Annotated in this window: 14 protein-coding genes; 7 read left to right on the top strand and 7 right to left on the bottom strand. The window is 64.3% G+C overall.

Annotated elements, in window-relative coordinates; genetic code table 11:
* The first annotated feature begins 231 nt into the window (after window positions 1–231).
* Together pyrB and pyrI are read left to right on the top strand one after the other, a co-directional pair.
* A complete protein-coding gene (gene pyrB, locus PSEMAI1_RS0120035) occupies window positions 232–1,152 on the top strand; it encodes an aspartate carbamoyltransferase (RefSeq protein ID WP_024304582.1) in 921 nt (306 codons plus the stop codon).
* A 22-nt stretch (window positions 1,153–1,174) separates the two neighbouring features.
* Window positions 1,175–1,633 carry an aspartate carbamoyltransferase regulatory subunit gene (pyrI, locus tag PSEMAI1_RS0120040; protein ID WP_024304583.1) on the top strand — a complete coding sequence of 153 codons (459 nt, stop codon included), beginning with the start codon at window positions 1,175–1,177 and terminating at the stop codon, window positions 1,631–1,633.
* A gap of 110 nt (window positions 1,634–1,743) precedes the next feature.
* On the opposite strand, the gene PSEMAI1_RS0120045 is transcribed toward pyrI, so the two are convergent.
* Together PSEMAI1_RS0120045 and PSEMAI1_RS0120050 are read right to left on the bottom strand one after the other, a co-directional pair.
* Entirely contained in the window at window positions 1,744–3,186 is a 1,443-nt protein-coding gene (locus PSEMAI1_RS0120045) for a sensor histidine kinase (protein ID WP_024304584.1), read from the bottom strand.
* Window positions 3,176–3,850 (bottom strand): response regulator, encoded by a 675-nt coding sequence (locus PSEMAI1_RS0120050; RefSeq protein WP_024304585.1) that lies wholly within the window; start codon window positions 3,848–3,850, stop codon window positions 3,176–3,178. The genes PSEMAI1_RS0120045 and PSEMAI1_RS0120050 overlap by 11 nt, the downstream gene beginning before the upstream one ends.
* Before the next feature lie 79 nt (window positions 3,851–3,929).
* Between PSEMAI1_RS0120050 and PSEMAI1_RS0120055 the strand changes: the two genes are divergently transcribed.
* The 4 genes from PSEMAI1_RS0120055 (at window position 3,930) to PSEMAI1_RS0120070 (ending at window position 8,233) form a co-directional block, all read left to right on the top strand.
* Window positions 3,930–5,027: an ABC transporter substrate-binding protein gene (locus PSEMAI1_RS0120055; protein WP_024304586.1), complete on the top strand. Its 1,098-nt coding sequence runs from the start codon at window positions 3,930–3,932 to the stop codon at window positions 5,025–5,027.
* Between the two features lie 234 nt (window positions 5,028–5,261).
* Window positions 5,262–6,215, top strand: coding sequence for a tripartite tricarboxylate transporter substrate binding protein (locus tag PSEMAI1_RS0120060; protein ID WP_024304587.1), 954 nt, complete (start codon window positions 5,262–5,264; stop codon window positions 6,213–6,215).
* Window positions 6,216–6,217: 2 nt separating this feature from the next.
* Window positions 6,218–6,727: a tripartite tricarboxylate transporter TctB family protein gene (locus tag PSEMAI1_RS0120065; RefSeq protein WP_024304588.1), complete on the top strand. Its 510-nt coding sequence runs from the start codon at window positions 6,218–6,220 to the stop codon at window positions 6,725–6,727.
* A complete protein-coding gene (locus PSEMAI1_RS0120070; RefSeq protein WP_024304589.1) occupies window positions 6,728–8,233 on the top strand; it encodes a tripartite tricarboxylate transporter permease in 1,506 nt (501 codons plus the stop codon).
* Window positions 8,234–8,301: 68 nt separating this feature from the next.
* Here PSEMAI1_RS0120070 and PSEMAI1_RS0120075 read toward each other — a convergent pair whose 3' ends face one another.
* Entirely contained in the window at window positions 8,302–8,814 is a 513-nt protein-coding gene (locus tag PSEMAI1_RS0120075; protein ID WP_024304590.1) for a GNAT family N-acetyltransferase, read from the bottom strand.
* Between the two features lie 173 nt (window positions 8,815–8,987).
* Between PSEMAI1_RS0120075 and PSEMAI1_RS0120080 the strand changes: the two genes are divergently transcribed.
* On the top strand, window positions 8,988–9,218 hold the full coding sequence (locus PSEMAI1_RS0120080; protein ID WP_024304591.1) for a hypothetical protein: 231 nt from the start codon (window positions 8,988–8,990) through the stop codon (window positions 9,216–9,218).
* A 557-nt stretch (window positions 9,219–9,775) separates the two neighbouring features.
* Here PSEMAI1_RS0120080 and PSEMAI1_RS21940 read toward each other — a convergent pair.
* The 4 genes from PSEMAI1_RS21940 to PSEMAI1_RS0120105 all read right to left on the bottom strand — a co-directional run bounded on the left by PSEMAI1_RS21940 (window position 9,776) and on the right by PSEMAI1_RS0120105 (window position 15,583).
* Window positions 9,776–10,390 (bottom strand): hypothetical protein, encoded by a 615-nt coding sequence (locus PSEMAI1_RS21940; RefSeq protein WP_156943174.1) that lies wholly within the window; start codon window positions 10,388–10,390, stop codon window positions 9,776–9,778.
* Window positions 10,391–10,697: 307 nt separating this feature from the next.
* Window positions 10,698–11,432, bottom strand: a complete 735-nt coding sequence (locus tag PSEMAI1_RS21945; protein ID WP_156943175.1) for a hypothetical protein — start codon at window positions 11,430–11,432, stop codon at window positions 10,698–10,700.
* A complete protein-coding gene (locus PSEMAI1_RS20785; protein ID WP_024304595.1) occupies window positions 11,404–12,696 on the bottom strand; it encodes an N-acetylmuramidase domain-containing protein in 1,293 nt (430 codons plus the stop codon). Before PSEMAI1_RS20785 ends, PSEMAI1_RS21945 begins: the two co-directional genes overlap by 29 nt.
* Complete coding sequence (locus PSEMAI1_RS0120105; protein ID WP_024304596.1) at window positions 12,677–15,583, bottom strand: type VI secretion system Vgr family protein; 2,907 nt, start codon at window positions 15,581–15,583, stop codon at window positions 12,677–12,679. The genes PSEMAI1_RS20785 and PSEMAI1_RS0120105 overlap by 20 nt, the downstream gene beginning before the upstream one ends.
* Window positions 15,584–15,620: the final 37 nt, after the last annotated feature.

Raw genomic sequence — 15,620 nt, forward strand, 5'->3', positions numbered from 1 at the left:
TGCGCTTCCTGCTCTGCGATGCCGCAGCCGCCCAGAAGGGCGGGGAAGACGTGTTGGCGCAAGCCGGGGAAGGCGAACGAACCGCATTGCCGAAAAACAGCTCCTGAGCCGTCAGGAGCTTTTTTTTATCTGTGAGAGACCCGTTTTGCCGCTTCCAGAGCAAAGCTGCCCGTCAGCCGCAACCGGCAGGTTTGCTCTGTAACTGGAATCACACCGCGAGGAACCCGCACCATGGCCAATCCACTGTATCGGAAGCACATCATCTCCATTCCCGATTTCACGCGCGAGGAACTCGAGCTGGTGGTGGAAACCGCCGGTCGCCTCAAGGCCGCGCCGCGGAACGACCTGCTCGCGGGCAAGGTGGTGGCCAGCTGCTTCTTCGAGCCGTCCACCCGTACCCGGCTGTCGTTCGAGACCTCGATCCAGCGCCTGGGCGGCACCGTGATCGGCTTCTCCGACGGCGCCAACACCTCGGCCAAGAAGGGCGAGACGCTGGCCGACACCATCCGCATCATCAGCTCCTATACCGACGCGGTGGTGATGCGCCATCCCAAGGAGGGGGCGGCGCGCCTGGCCAGCGAGTTCTCGGCGGTGCCGGTGATCAACGGCGGCGACGGCGCCAACCAGCATCCGTCGCAGACGCTGCTCGACCTGTTCACCATCAAGGAATCGCAGGGCCGGCTGGAAAACCTGTCGCTGGCCTTCGTCGGCGACCTCAAGTACGGCCGCACCGTGCACTCGCTGACGCAGGCGCTGTCGCTGTTCAACTGCCATTTCTACTTCGTGGCGCCGGAAGTGCTGGCGATGCCGGACTACATCTGCGAGGAGTTGGACGAGCGCGGCATCTCCTACACCCTGGCCGGATCGCTGGAAGAGGTGATCCCGCAGGTCGACATCCTGTACATGACGCGGGTGCAGCGCGAGCGCTTCGACGAGGCCGAGTTCAAGAAGATCCAGGGGCAGTACATCCTCAAGGCCGAGATGCTGAACCACGCCCGCCCCAACATGAAAGTGATGCACCCGCTGCCGCGCGTGGACGAGATCGAGGTGGCGGTGGACGCCACGCCGCATGCCTACTACTTCGAGCAGGCGAAGAACGGCGTGTTCGCCCGCCAGGCGCTGTTGGCGCTGGTGCTGAACGAGATGGTGTGAGTCGGATCAAGGAGACAGTCAGATGCAATACACCCGCAACGTAGAAGCCCTCAAGGAGGGCACCGTGATCGACCACATCCCGGCCGGTCAGGGCCTCAAGATCCTGCGCCTGTTCCAGCTGGTGGAAACCGGCGAGCGCGTTACCGTCGGTCTCAACCTGTCGAGCCGCCACATGGGCAGCAAGGATGTGGTCAAGGTCGAGAACATCGCGCTGACCGAGGAGCAGGCCAACGAACTGGCGCTGTTCGCACCCAAGGCCACGGTCAACGTGATCTCCAACTTCGAGGTGGTGAAGAAGCACAAGCTGGAGCTGCCGGAAGCGATCGAAGGGATCTTCTCCTGCCCGAACTCCAATTGCATTTCGCATAAAGAGCCGGTTATGAGCTTTTTTTACGTCAGAACCGTGAAGAACGACACCAAAATGAAATGTAAGTATTGCGAAAAAGTCTTTAGTAAGGATATCGTAGCCGAAGTGCGCTAAGTCGTACTCAGGAGTGGAGAAACTACAAGGAAGCGCTGCAACCGACAGTGCAACAACCAAACAAGAAAGCGCCGCGGATCATCCGCGGCGCTTTTTTTGTTTTCCGTCCGTCAGGAGCGGACCGGAAAGCCGACCCGCACCCGCAGCCCGCCGCCGGCGACGTCCTCCAGCGCGATGTCCGCCCGGTGCAGGTGGGCGATCTCCTCGACGATGGCCAGCCCCAGCCCGCAGCCGTCGCCGCGAGCCGATTCACCGCGGTAGAAGCGTTCGAACACCCGCTCCCGCTCCACGGCGGGAATTCCCGGCCCGCTGTCGCTCACCGACAGCTCCACCCGCTGCGCCGCCTGGCTGACCGTCACCGTCACCATGCCGCCGGCCGGGGTGTAGCGCACCGCGTTGTCGACCAGGTTGGACAGCAGCTCGCGCAGCAGCACCGGCTGGCCGACGATCATGGCGCTGTCCGCGCCCTCGTAGCCGATGTCCAGCGCCTTGGCGAGCGCCGGGGTGACGAACTCCATGGCGATGTCGCGCGCCATCGCCGCCAGATCGAGCGCGCGCTGCGGCTCGTGCTGGGCCACCCCCGGCTCGGCGCGCGACAGCGTCAGCAGCTGGTTGGCGAGCCGGATGGTCTGGTTGGTGGCGGCCACCAGCGCGGTGAGGCCGGCCTGGCGTGCCGCCGGGTCGTCCTGGCGCAGCGTCATCTCGGCCTGCATTTTCAGCAGGGTGAGCGGGGTGCGCAACTGGTGGGCGGCGTCGGCGATGAAGCGCTGGCGGATCGCCAGCTGCTGTTCCAGCTGGGAGAGCGCGCCGTTGAGCGCCCGTACCAGTGGCTTGAGCTCGCGCTGCACCGCCTTTTCGTCGAGCTGCAGCGTCGGATCGCCGGCGCGCTGGGTCAGGGTCTGGCCGACCCGGTCCAGCGGACGCAGCACGCGGCGCACGCCGATGCTGGCGAACAGCATCACCACGGCGGTGAGCAGGATCTGCTGCTGCACCGTCTCGCGTTGCAGCTGGCCGGCCAGCGCCTGGCGCGACAGCGTGGTTTCCCCCACCTGCACCAGCAGCAGGCGGTTGGCGCCGGCGTAGTAGAGCGGAAAGGCGTAGGCGGCGGCGCGCACCGCCTCGCCCTGGTAGCGGGTGTCGTAGAACAGCGTTTCACGCGGGGCGGGGGCGCGCGGCGGCCGTGGCAGGTCGGCGTTGCCGGTGACGGTGGTGCCGCCGACGAAGCCGATGCGGTAGAACACCCGGTCCTGGAAGTGCGGGTCGAACATCTCCAGCGCCGCCACCGGGATGTCCACCGCCAGCTCGCCGTTTTCCACGCTGATGCGGTCGGCGATGCTGCGCGCCGACGCCTGCAGCGTGCGGTCGAACGCCTGGTTGGCCGATTCCCGCGCGTGCTGGCTGGAGAGCCAGGCATTGATGCCGACCAGCGGCACCAGCGGCAGCACGATCCAGGCCAGCAGCTGGCGCAGCAGGCTGGCGCCTTTGCCGGCGCGTGCCGGCGCTGCCGCGGCGGTGGCCGCTGGGGCGGCTTCGCCGCCGTCCCTACTCGGCATGTTCCTCGTCCAGCAGGTAGCCCAGGCCGCGCAGCGTGACGATGCGCACGCCGCTGCCGGCCAGCTTCTTGCGCAGCCGGTGCACGTAGATTTCCATAGCGTCGGCGCTCAGGTCCTCGTCCAGCCGCATCACCTGCTCGGCCAGCGTTTCCTTGCCGACCGGCTTGCCCTGGCGGTACATCAGCACTTCCAGCACCGCCATCTCGCGCGGGGTCAGCGTCAGCATGGCGCCGCCGAGTTCGAAGCGCCGCGTTTCCGGGTCGAACTGCAGCGGGCCGCAGATCAGCGGGCCGGAGTCGCGCCCCTGCGAGCGGCGCAGCAGGGCGCGCGTGCGCGCTTCCAGCTCCGACAGCTCGAACGGTTTGCCCAGGTAGTCGTCGGCCCCGAGGTCCAGCCCGTGCACGCGATCGTCCACCCCGGCCTGTGCCGTCAGCACCAGCACCGGCACGCGGTTGCCGCGCCGTCGTAGCCGGCGCAGCACCTCGAAGCCGTCCAGCCGCGGCAGGCCGATGTCCAGTATCACCAGTGCGTAGGGCTCGGAGCACAACAACTGGTCCGCCTCCACGCCATCGCGCGCCACGTCGACGGCGTGGCCGGAGGCGGAGAGGGCGCGGCTGAGCCAGTCGGCCAGCTCGCGATTGTCCTCGACAAGTAACAAGCGCATGGAATTTTTTGCCTGAAAGCGATTTGAAAGGTTGACGCTCCTAGAATGCGTCCATGTCAGTCTAACCTGTAATGCCGCGATGCGTAGCCTGTTCGTCCTGAGCATTTTCCTGGCGTTGATGGCGGTGTGCCGGCCGGCGCTGGCCGTCGACCTGCCGCCAGGCTACCCCACGGCCTATGCCAAGCTGGTGGAAGAAGCCCGGCGGGAGAAGCGGCTGGAGATCTACGCTACCACCGATGCGCAATCGGTCAAGGCCTTGCTGGCGCGGTTCCGATCGCGCTACCCGTTTCTGGACGTGCGCTATCACGAGCTGACCAGCGCCGAGCTGTTCCACCGGCTGCGCGGCGAAGCGGATCGGGGCCAGGGACAGGCGGATGTGGCGTGGAGTTCGGCGATGGACCTGCAGGTGAAGCTGGTCAACGACGGCTACGCCCAGCCTTACCCTTCGGTCGAGCGGGCGGCCTTGCCGGACTGGGCGCAATGGCGCGACGAGGTCTACGGCACCACCTTCGAGCCGCTGGTGTTCGCCTGGGACCGGCGCGTGCTGGACGATAAGCAGGCGCCGCGCACGCATGCCGAGCTGCGGCGGCAGCTGGCGGCGCGGCAGGGTAGCTGGAAGATCGCCACCTACGACGTGGAAAGCTCCGGCGCCGGCTACCTGTTCCTGTCGCAGGATGCCTACCACAACCCGGAGTTCTGGGACCTGGCGCGCGTGCTGTTCGACCATGCGCCGTACCTGGAGGGCACCAGCCGCGCCATGCTCCAGCGCCTGCAGTCGGGCGAGGCGCAGCTGGCCTACAACGTGCTGGGCGCCTACGCCGCGGAGACGGCGCGCTGGAACGAGCGGCTGGGCTGGCGGGTGCCGGAGGACTACGCGCTGGTGGTCACCAGGCTGACGCTGATCAGCCGCGCCGCGCCGCACCCCAACGCGGCACGGTTGTGGACCGATTTCGTGCTGTCGCGCGAGGGACAGACGGTGCTGGCGGCCGACGCGCGGCTGCCGCCGATCCGCAACGGTCTGCCGCGCCGGCTGGGGCAGATGGTGCTGGACCCGGCGTCGCCGGCGCTCAGGCCGATCAAGGTGGGCACCGGTTTGCTGGTGTACCTCGATACCGCCAAGAAGAGCCTGTTCCTGAAACGCTGGCGCGACATCGCCGGGCGGGACAGCCGGGACTGAACATCGAATAAGGAGGAGGCGGCCGGACGTCGGCATTGCGCCGATGCCCCGGACACCGCAGAAGAAGATTTTCGCCGGCATCGCCATCACAAGGTGTGGCATATGCCGGCCAACGGTTTGCCCTATGGCGGCTATCCGGCCATCGGGCTGAACTGAGGGGTCGTGGCCCAGATTGGCCGAAACCCCGGTTTTTTTGTCGTTACCAACTACATGCATTACCCAGGAGAGAACACCATGAAACTATCGCGTTTGCTCGTGACCTGCCTGATGGCTCTGGCTCCCTTCGCCGCCCAGGCCGAAGTGGAACAATTCAAGATCATGGCTCCGGCCAACCCGGGCGGCGGCTTCGACACCGTGGCCCGCACCCTGGGCGAGGCGCTGCAAGCCTCCGGCCAGGTGAAGAGCGTCGTCGTCGAGAACAAGGCCGGCGCCGGCGGCGCCATCGGCATGGCGCAGTTCGTCAACAACGAAAAGGGCAACCCCAATGCCCTGCTGGTGGCCGGTGCTGTGACCGTCGGCGCGCTGGAAACCAACAAGTCGCCGGTCAATTTCGGCATGGTGACGCCGGTGGCGCGCCTGATGGGTGAATTCAACGTGCTGGTGGTGTCGGCCTCGTCCCCGTACAAGACGCTGAAGGACCTGATGGCCGCGTACAAGGCCAATCCGGGCGCGGTCAGCATCGGCGGCGGCTCCGCCGGCGGCATCGACCACATCATGGCGGCGCTGATGTCGGAGAAGGTCGGCGTCGATCCGGACAAGCTCAACTACATCCCGTTCGCCGGCGGCGGTGAAGGCAAGGCCGCCATCCTCGGCAACCAGATCGCCGCCTACATCAGCGGCTATGGCGAACTGGCCGACCTGATCAAGGCCGGCAAGGTGCGCGCGCTGGCGCTGTCGGCCGACAAGAAGCAGGCCGACATCCCGGTGCCGACGCTGAAGGAGCAGGGCGTGGACGTGGTGGTGTACAACTGGCGCGGTGTGTTCGGCGCGCCGGGCATCAACGCCGCCCAGAAGGCCGCGCTGATCAAGATGGTGGAAACCGCCGTCAAGGCCCCGTCCTGGAAGGCCAAGGCCGAGAAGTTCGAATGGCTGGACATGCTGCAGACCGGCGACAGCTTCAAGAGCTTCCTCGACGCCGAGCAGAAGCGCACCGCCGCCATCGTCAAGAAACTGAAGCTGGGTAACTGAGCATGATCCGGCGCGTCTCGGGCGAGCAGTGGCTCGCCATCGGCATCATCCTGATCGGCCTGATCATGGCCTGGCAGATCAGCGATATTCCCGTCGATGCCGGCTACGCTGGCATCGGGCCGCGCTTCTTCCCGTCGCTGGTGGTGACCGGGCTGATCGTCGCCGGGGGCGCGCTGCTGATGCAGCGCCGCCACCGCAACGGCCCGGACACCATCATCGAGGAGGGGGAGAGCGACAGTGACGAACTGGAAGCCGAGGAGGCCGTGAACCACGAGGCCGACTGGCGCATGTTCGCCATCGTCAGCGGCAGCCTGCTGTGCCACATGGCGCTGATCGGCATCGTCGGCTTCACGCTGGCGGGCACGCTGCTGTGCTTCGGCGTCTGCCGCGGGCTGGAAACCCGCCGTCCGTGGCTCGATCTGGGTCTGTCCTTCGTGCTGGCCCTCGGGCTGTTCCATCTGTTCAAGACGCTGGGCCTCAACCTGCCGGCGTTGATTGCGGGGGTGCTGTAAATGGAATCGTTGAACGCCCTGTTTTCGCTGGGCTTTGCCACCGCGCTGACGCCGACCAACCTGCTGTGGGCGCTCTTGGGCTGCACACTCGGCACCGCCATCGGCGTGCTGCCGGGGGTCGGCCCGGCGGTCACCGTGGCGCTGTTGCTGCCGGTGACGCAAAGCGTCGACCCGACCGGGGCGCTGATCATGCTGGCCGGGGTGTACTACGGCGCGATGTTCGGCGGCTCGACCACCTCGATCCTGCTCAACACGCCGGGCGAAGCCGGCTCCATCGTGTCGGCGCTGGAAGGCAACAAGATGGCCAAGGCCGGTCGCGCCGGCCCGGCGCTCTCGACCGCCGCCATCGGTTCGTTCGTTGCCGGCAGCATCGCCACCGTGCTGTTGACGGTGCTGGCGCCGGTCATCGCCAACTTTGCGCTGCAATTGGGCCCGGTGGAAACCTGCGCACTGATGCTGATGACCTTCGCCGCGGTGTCGGCGGTGCTCGGCAACTCGCCGCTCAAGGGCATTACCAGCCTGTTCCTGGGCCTGGGCCTGGGTCTGATCGGCATCGAAAGCCAGTCCGGCCAGTCGCGTTTCACCTTCGGCCTGCTGCCGCTGATCGACGGTATCGACATCGTGGTGGTGGCGATGGGCCTGTTCGCCATCGGCGAGACGCTGTACACCGCCACCTACGAGAACAAGATCAAGATCGGGCTGGAAAGCATGAAGGGCCGCTTCTGGATGACCAAGGACGACTGGAAACGCTCGTGGAAACCGTGGCTGCGCGGTACCGCCATCGGCTTCCCGTTCGGCACGCTGCCGGCCGGCGGCACCGAGATGCCGACCTTCCTGTCCTACTCGGCCGAGCGCAAGCTGGCCGACGGCGAGACCAAGAAGCAGTTTGGCAAGGGTGCGATCGAAGGCGTGGCGGGCCCGGAAGCGGCCAACAACGCCGCCGTGACCGGCACGCTGGTGCCGCTGTTGACGCTGGGCATCCCGACCTCGGCCACCGCGGCGATCATGCTGTCGGCGTTCCAGCAGTACAACATCGTGCCGGGTCCGCTGCTGTTCGACACCAACCCGGAACTGGTGTGGGGCCTGATCGCCTCGCTCTACATCGGCAACGTGATGCTGTTGGTGCTGAACCTGCCCTTGGTGGGGCTGTGGGTGCAGTTCCTCAAGGTGCCGCGCCCGCTGTTGTACGGCGGCATCGTGGTGCTGGCGACGATGGGGGCGTATGCGCTGCGCCAGAGCTGGTTCGACCTGATGCTGCTGTACCTGATCGGGGTGATGGGTTTCCTGATGCGGCGCTTCGACTTCCCGGTGGTGCCGCTGGTGGTGGGCCTGATCGTCGGGCCGATGGCGGAGAAGCACTTCCGCCGCGCCATGTCGATCAGCCAGGGTGACCTGACGGTGTTCGTGACCCATCCGATCTCGCTGGTCATCCTGCTGACCACGGTGGCCATCCTGGTGGTGCCGCCGCTGCTCAAGCGCCGTCAGGCGCTGTTGCAGGAAGCCTGAGCGGTATCCCCTTCGTATCAATAAAGAAACCGGCCGTTTGGCCGGTTTCGTTTTTACGGGCAGCGAGTTCAGTCGCGCGGGCTGTCCGGGGCGTCGAGGTAGCGCTGCAGCAGCACCAGGTCGAGCCAGTGCCCGAACTTGTAGCCGACCTGCGGCATGTGGCCGACCTGGGTGAAGCCCAGCCGTTCGTGAAACCGGATGGAACCGGCGTTGGCGGCGTCCACGGCGCCCACCATCACGTGCTTGTCCAGCGCCACGGCGCGCGGGATCAGCGCCAGCAGCAGGAGCTCGCCGATGCCACGCCCGCGATGGTCGCGATGGATGTGCACGCTGTGTTCCACGGTGTAGCGGAAGCCGGGAAAGCCACGGAAGTCGCCGAAGCTGGCGAAGCCGACCACCTCCTCGCCGTACTCGGCCACCAGCACCGGGTAGCCCTGCACGCGGCGGCCCTCGAACCAGGCTTGGCGCTCTGCCAGCGTGCTGGGCTGGTCGCAGTACACCGCCGTCGAGGTGGCGATGACGTCGTTGTAGATGGCGAGAATCTGCGGCAGGTCGGCGAGCCGGGCGTCACGGATGTGCATGCTGGTGGTCCCTCCGGGGAGGACGGCTGAGCGGGGCTGGCCGCCGCCGTTCTTGTGCTGTTCTTGAGGCTCAGGATTCATGCTAGGTGTTGGCTCCAGGACTGTCAAAAGGTGTAGGAAGCTGGCATGAGGTTTGCATTGTATACAGTCGGATCGTAATTCTGGGAGTCGATATGTTCAAGTCGAAAGCCAAGGAGGACACCGGCGGCACCACCAGTGAGCTGGTGATGTTCAACTACTGCCGCCCGGCCCGGGCGCGGCTGGTGGCGCTGGGCAGCGGCGGACGCATCTGGCTGGTGGAGACGCTGGACCGGGTGCACGGCGTGTGGGTGTGGGAAGACGAATGCCATCACGGCGACCAGGCGCTGGAGCAGGCGCGCCGGCTGAGCCTGATGCTGTCCTGACGCGCCGCGCTGGTGCGCGCGTCCCCGCGCCGGGACGAAAAAAAGGCGCGGAACCGGTCCGCGCCGACACTCTCTCGAACGACTCATTGTGAACCTTGCCTGGCACCTGTTCCCGTGGGCGAGCGGGCCGAGGCAGGTTGTAGTGCTGCAGACCCACAGGAACCGGGATGGGCACAGTGGAGCGAGGCGTTGCGTGGCCGTCTTTACAAGCTGGTCCGTGGCCGGTTTTGACGGGTAGCATCATCCTGCCTCAAAACCCATCTGCCCCCGGCCGCAGCGTGTCGGTGATAGCAGGCCAGGGGATGTCGGCAATCTCCATTGAACTGGTGCGCGGATCGCGCTGGTGGGAATCGTTACAAAACTGCCTTTGCCCAGCGGGGGCGGCTACTTTGTCCGGCGTGTGCGTACAGCCGCATGGCATGGCCTTACCCATGCTTGCTTCTCCACCGTTCGGTGATTTCGTCAATTGGAAGTGCTTCCAGGATTTCTTCTTTTTCGGTGGACGGCCCGGCGATGAAACCGCCTTGTATTTGCGAGCCTCCACTTAGGAGCGTCACTTAGCGATTCTCGATCATGATCCAGCCATTATTCATATCCTTGCACTTCGCCAGTGCCTTGCGCGCCGTCGGAATGTCCTCGTAGCGATTGGGATTGCCCAGGCAGCGATCGTCCTGTACCAGGCGCACCTTCCCGTCGGCGGATTTGTCCAGGCGCAGCAGCACCGTCATATAACGCCAGCCTTCGCCAATGTCCTGCGGGCGCTGCGCGGGCTTCTCGCCAGTCAGGTAGTAGCTGATCGATACCAGCAAGCCATCCACCCCCTTGCCGGCGCTACCAAGGCCATAGGTGCCGTTGCACCAGGTACCGTGGTTGTTCTCGGGCAGGTCAATCTTGAGCGAGGTCACCGGGTTCAGATTCTTGTCGTGCAGAAAGACGGCACAGACGCCGCCGCCAGGAAGGGCGCGGGATTTTCTTTTAGCAGCGATGGCGCGATCGTATTCTCTGTCTTGCTCAGATGAAGTATATTCCTTCAGCCACGCATAATATTCCTCGCCATTCCAGAGGACGCGGGCGGCGTCTCTGCTTCCGGACACATCAGGGGCAATACCTTCATTGATGGCGGCGATATTGCGCCGAACAGCATCTTCCCAGCGCTCAATGAAATTTTCCACGCGATGCCATCCCTCTGCCTTTAGCTCACCGACATTCTTGCTCTCGCCGTTATAGCGCTTATCAACGGACAATTCCGCATGCGCGCTGAAGCTGCAAGTTAATATTGCGGCATTAAGCAGAGTTCTTACACAATTTTTCATAGATAGCCTTCAGTTCGGTGTCGTAATGTCTGGGCCGGTAAGCCGGGCCGTTTTCGAATGCGGGCCGTATCCTCTGCCAAAGGGACCGGAAAGATCGGGGTGGTGCCGGTCGTAGCGCCCCTGGGTCAGCCTGCGAAAAAGATGCCGCTTGTATAGAACGGTGAGGCTACTGAACTTGCAAACTGGATTTGATGCAGATTGACAGTCTCTTGCGCGCCGTTGGAATGTCTTCGTAGCGATTGGGATTGCCCAGGCAGCGATCGTCCTGTACCAGGCGCACCTTGCCGTCAGCGGTTTTTTCCAGACGCAGCAGCACCGTCATATAACGCCAGCCTTCGCCAATGTCCTGCGGGCGCTGTGCGGGCTTCTCGCCAGTCAGGTAATAACTGATCGATACCAGCAAGCCATCCACTCCCTTGCCGGCGCTACCAAGGCCATAGGTGCCGTTACACCACGTGCCATGGTTGTTCTCGGGCAGATCAATCTTGAGCGAAGTAATCGGGTTCAGACTCTTGTCGTGCAGGAAGACGGCGCAGACACCGCCGCCAGGAAGGGGGGGTGGGAGGCGTACTTTCAGGCGAACATTTTTTTCAATCTGCCTGTCTTGCTCGGCAGAATGATATTGCTCCGCCCACGCATAATATTCCTCGCCATTCCAGAGGACGCGGGCGGAGTCTCTACCTCCGGATACGTCAGGGGCAATACCTTCATTGATGGCGGCGATATTGCGCCGAATAGCCTCCTCCCATTTCTTGTAGAAGCTCTCTACCCGGTATCTCCCGGGGGCTACCTCTATAATACTTTCCTCATACTTTACTTGATTAACGAGCAGTTCCGCTTGCACATCAAGGCTATAACTCAATGCCATTGCGTTAAGCAGTGCGATCGCACAGTTTTTCATAGATAGCCTTTAGTTCGGTGTCGTAATGATTGGTTCGGTAATCCGGCCCATTGAAGTTAAAAGCGATGGCGGACCAATCCTTGGTTTTGACCGCATCCCATAGCGACGTTCTCTTTCCCAAAGCCTTGTTCTTCGGGTCTTTCCACGCCGACGGTTTGTTGCGGATAAATCTCGCCAATATGTCCAACTGTCCTTGCTCGTTTTTGCACATTTTTTCAACAAACGGTCGAACATCCTTGTAGCCACAATACATATAATTCGCGCCCAATATCTGGAACATCCCCCAGGAGGCACTCATCAAGGCGGCATCGGGGTCCAGCCGGTAGGCGTTGAGCAGGCGCAGGTATTGTTTCGAGTGCGGGCCGTATGCTTTACCAAAGGGACCGGAAAGATCGGGGTGGCTCTGGTCGTAGCGCCCCTTGGTGAGCCTGCGGAAGAAATGCCGCTCGTACAGGATGGCGGGCACATGCGCCCCCTGCCCATCCTGCAGCCGCCAGAACGCGCTGCCCTTGCTTTCCTTCTGGCCGATGGCCTTGAGCACGTTGACTTCGCATTTAAGGTCGTAGGCATAGTCTGCCCAATCTTTTTCTGTGATCGGCTTGTCCTCATACGCCTGCATGTACTTCAACAAGTCCTTAGGCAGGTCGATGCCGATCTTGATCACCGACTCACCGTGCTTGCCCTTGGTCTTGTGCGGGCGCACGCTGGGGTTATTTTTGCTGGGCGGGCCGGCGGGCTTTTGGGGCAGCGGTGGCTGCGTCGCTTTCGGCTTGTCCGGTTGCCCAGTGGGTTGGGGAGTGGTTGGCGCTTCCGGTGGGTGAGGCTCCAACTGGTCCTTGAACGACACATAGGGGCTGACGAGCGTGATCAGTTTCTGGCCGTAGTCGGAGATCGTGCTGCCCAGATGCTGCCAGTTGCCCAGATAGTCCTTGCTATGGATTTCGACCTTGGATCGAGCGTCCCGGCTGACTTTCTGCTCGGTCAGGCCATTGGCCTGGGTTTTACCTTGGTGAGCCTTGCCATCGATCACCAGGCGGTAGGCCAGGTTTTCGATGGGGTGGCGTAACGCATCCAGAAACAGGGCCTGAACCGAGAAAGCGGCTCGCTCACTCAAATAGATCGCCTGGCCGACTTCAATCTTGTTCGGGTTCTTGATGCCGTTCAGGCGGATCAGACTGCCAAGTGACTGGCCGGTTTTCTTGGCAATGCCGCTCAGCGTGTCGCCTTCTTTGGCAATGTAAACGTCAGAGGGAATTGGGCTCATCTTCACTTTCCTGTTGTACTGCACTCCAATCCACGACTTCGTCCTCCATATGCCATTGCGTGCCCAATGCCGGCATATGAGTGACCTTGTCTGCCTGCTTGGCGGTCAGGCTTGGCGTTTCGCTCAGCGCGGGGCGGGCGCGTAAAATAGAATGTCGCTGGCTCTCGGTAAGGCTGCGTGCTTCGTATGCTCCTGGAAATGGTAACCAGGAAGCAGGGTAATCGGACCAATCCAGTTTTTGGCTGTAACGGACATCCTCTTTGGGTACTGGCATCGCTGGCGCGGCTACGTGCATGCTCGCCGGCCCCTCCACCACATGCTCCGCCCCCTTCACGCTTACCGTGCCGGGACAGTGGATGTCGATGTTGCCGCCGGAGAGCCGGATGTAACCGCCGCCGCTGGCGAGCAGAATCTCCTGCTTGGCGCTGATCACCACCTTGCCCTTGCAGGAGGTGATGGCCACGTCCTTGTCCGCCGTCAGCTCCATCTCCCCGCTCTGCGCCTGGACCTGCACCTTGCCCTTCGCCGCGATCAATTTCAGGCTGACGGAGTCCTTCACCCCCGACACAAACAGGCTGATGTGCTGGCCGACGTTGTGCAGCCAGCGCCGGCCCGAGGTTTGATTCGTATCGCGCTGGGCAACCTGGTCGATATTCGTCCCGGCGGCCAGGGTGAGGCTGTTGTCGGTCGCCGCGGCGAGGCCGGCGGGGGCAGAGAGGATCATCAGCGGCTGCTGGCCGGTGACCGAGCGAGGTAGCGAAGCGTCGCGAGGGAATGAGTCGTTGGCGGTTTTGCCATCCTTATCGGTATTGGTACCTGCCTCCCACGCCTTCAGCGCCGCGACGTGGTGCTGTAGGTGGCCGTCGGTCTTCTTGGCCCCTTTGGCGTTGTCCGGCTGGATGGTCTCCGGACCGGTTTCGACGCTGTCGGCCAGCTGGGCGGTGGCGGTTTCGCCGAGAGACTGGCTCAGGCTTAACGCCGCATCGAGCTGGCTTTGCGCGCCGTCGCGCGCCAGTTGCTTGCCAGCTGCACCGTTCTGCGCTTCGGTGCTCAGCAGCAGGCCGTGCCCGGCGCGGATCGCGCCGTGGCGGTCGGTTCTGAGTTCGAAGCCGTCGCCGCGCGGCGTGGCTTTGCCGTCGGTGCGCGGGTGGGTGAGGTAGCCCTGGTTGAGTTGGGTCTTGCCGTGCTCGGACGAGAGCTTGGCCCGCACTTCACCGGGGGTGTCGTCGAACAAGAGTTCGTTGTACCGCCCGCCCTGGTGTTCTTTCGACTTGATGCCGGACAGGGTCTTGTTGGCCGGCAGGCTGCCGGCCCCGCTGAAGGCGGGCGGCGGGTGGCTGCCGTTGTACAGCACGCCGGTGATGACCGGCCGGTCGATATCGCCTTCGATGAAGTCGACCAGCACTTCCTGGCCGATGCGGGGAATGAATTGATGCCCCCAGCCGGCCCCGGCCGAGGGCATGGCGACGCGCAGCCAGCAGCTCGAGGTATCGTCGAAGTTGGCGCCGATCGTCGGATGTTCGGCAGGACGCTGCCAGTGGAACTGGACCTTGATGCGGCCATGGGCGTCGGTGTGAACTTCTTCACCCTCCGGCCCGACCACGGTAGCGGTCTGGGCGCCGCGTGCGGTGGGCTTGGCGAGCGTCGTGCCGGCGTAGGCCGGGGTGAGTGGCAGGCCGCGACGCTGGGCTTGGAATTGAGTGAGAAATGGCACGTCGTTCGCCGGGGCATCACCGGCGGCGGTCAAGCTTGGCCGCAGGCTGGCGGGCAGCGCCCGTTCCAGTTCGGCCGGCAGGTTGTTGCGGGCGGTGAAGGTCTGGCGCGTGACGACGAATTCGCGCCGTTCGGCGCTATCCCATTCGTGCGCTGGGTGGTCGTCGAGGCGGAACCACTGCCCGGCACTCAGCCCGCGCACGCTGCCGCCACCGTCGAAATGCTTGGCTTGCGCATCGTGCGCCTGCTGGCGCAGCCGGGCGTAGTGGGCGAGCTGGTCGGCGTCGCCGGCGTAGTACTGGCCGGGGACGTCGTAGTCCTGCAGGCTGCTCTGCAGTCGGGTGCCGTCGGTACCTTGGTCAACGGCGCTGGTATCGCCGCTATGGCCGGTGGCCACCGGCTGGTAGTCGAAGGTCGCTAGTGCCACGCTGCCGCTGACGATCTGGCGCGTGCTGTCCCAGCGGGTGAGGCCGTCTTCGGCTTCGGTGGCGTCACTGCGGTGGAAGTGCACCCGTTCGACGCCAGCGGGCGGCAGCGAGTAGGGGTCGTCGAAGGCGATGAGCTGGACCTGAGGTAGGTCGTCATCCAGGAAGTTGAACCGCCAACTGAGCCCTTCTTCGTGCAGCAGGCGGACTATGAAATCGAAGTCGGATTCGCGGTACTGCAGGCAGTAGCTGCGGGGCGGCAGCTCGCCCGCCAATGAAAAATCCAGGCTCTGCACCGCCGCGAACACCGGGTTGGCGGCGGCGTGCTCGGCGAACACCTGGCGCAGGATGTCGGGCACCGAGAGGTCCTGGAACACGCGCGACGTCTTGCGCAGGCGCAGGAGCGCGAACGGCGGCTCGACGGTGAGCGCGTACCGGGCGAAGCCGCCGTCGCTGCCCGCCGTCTCGGCGGCGCTGACCACGCCGCAGCGCACCTGCTCGGCCCCATCCGCCCCAGCGATGCCCAGCCGCACCGGCACGCCGAGCAGGCCCTTGAGTTCGAGGCCGGCATCGGGCGACAGGCACTCGACGCGGTAGCGGTAGCTGTCGGACACCGCCTCCTCGCCGTGCACGGCGAGCGGCAGCAGCGTCTCGCCCCAGCGTACGCCGTCGCCCAGTTGCAGGGTGAGGAGGCGCTGGTCCTGGGTAAAGGCGGCGGCGAAGCTGGCGAGGAGGGGGTGAAAGGTCATGGGAGTCTGATTGTGATATTGCAGGGCAATAAAATAT

The sequence above is a fragment of the Pseudogulbenkiania sp. MAI-1 genome (assembly GCF_000527175.1).
Classification (GTDB): Bacteria; Pseudomonadota; Gammaproteobacteria; order Burkholderiales; family Chromobacteriaceae; genus Pseudogulbenkiania.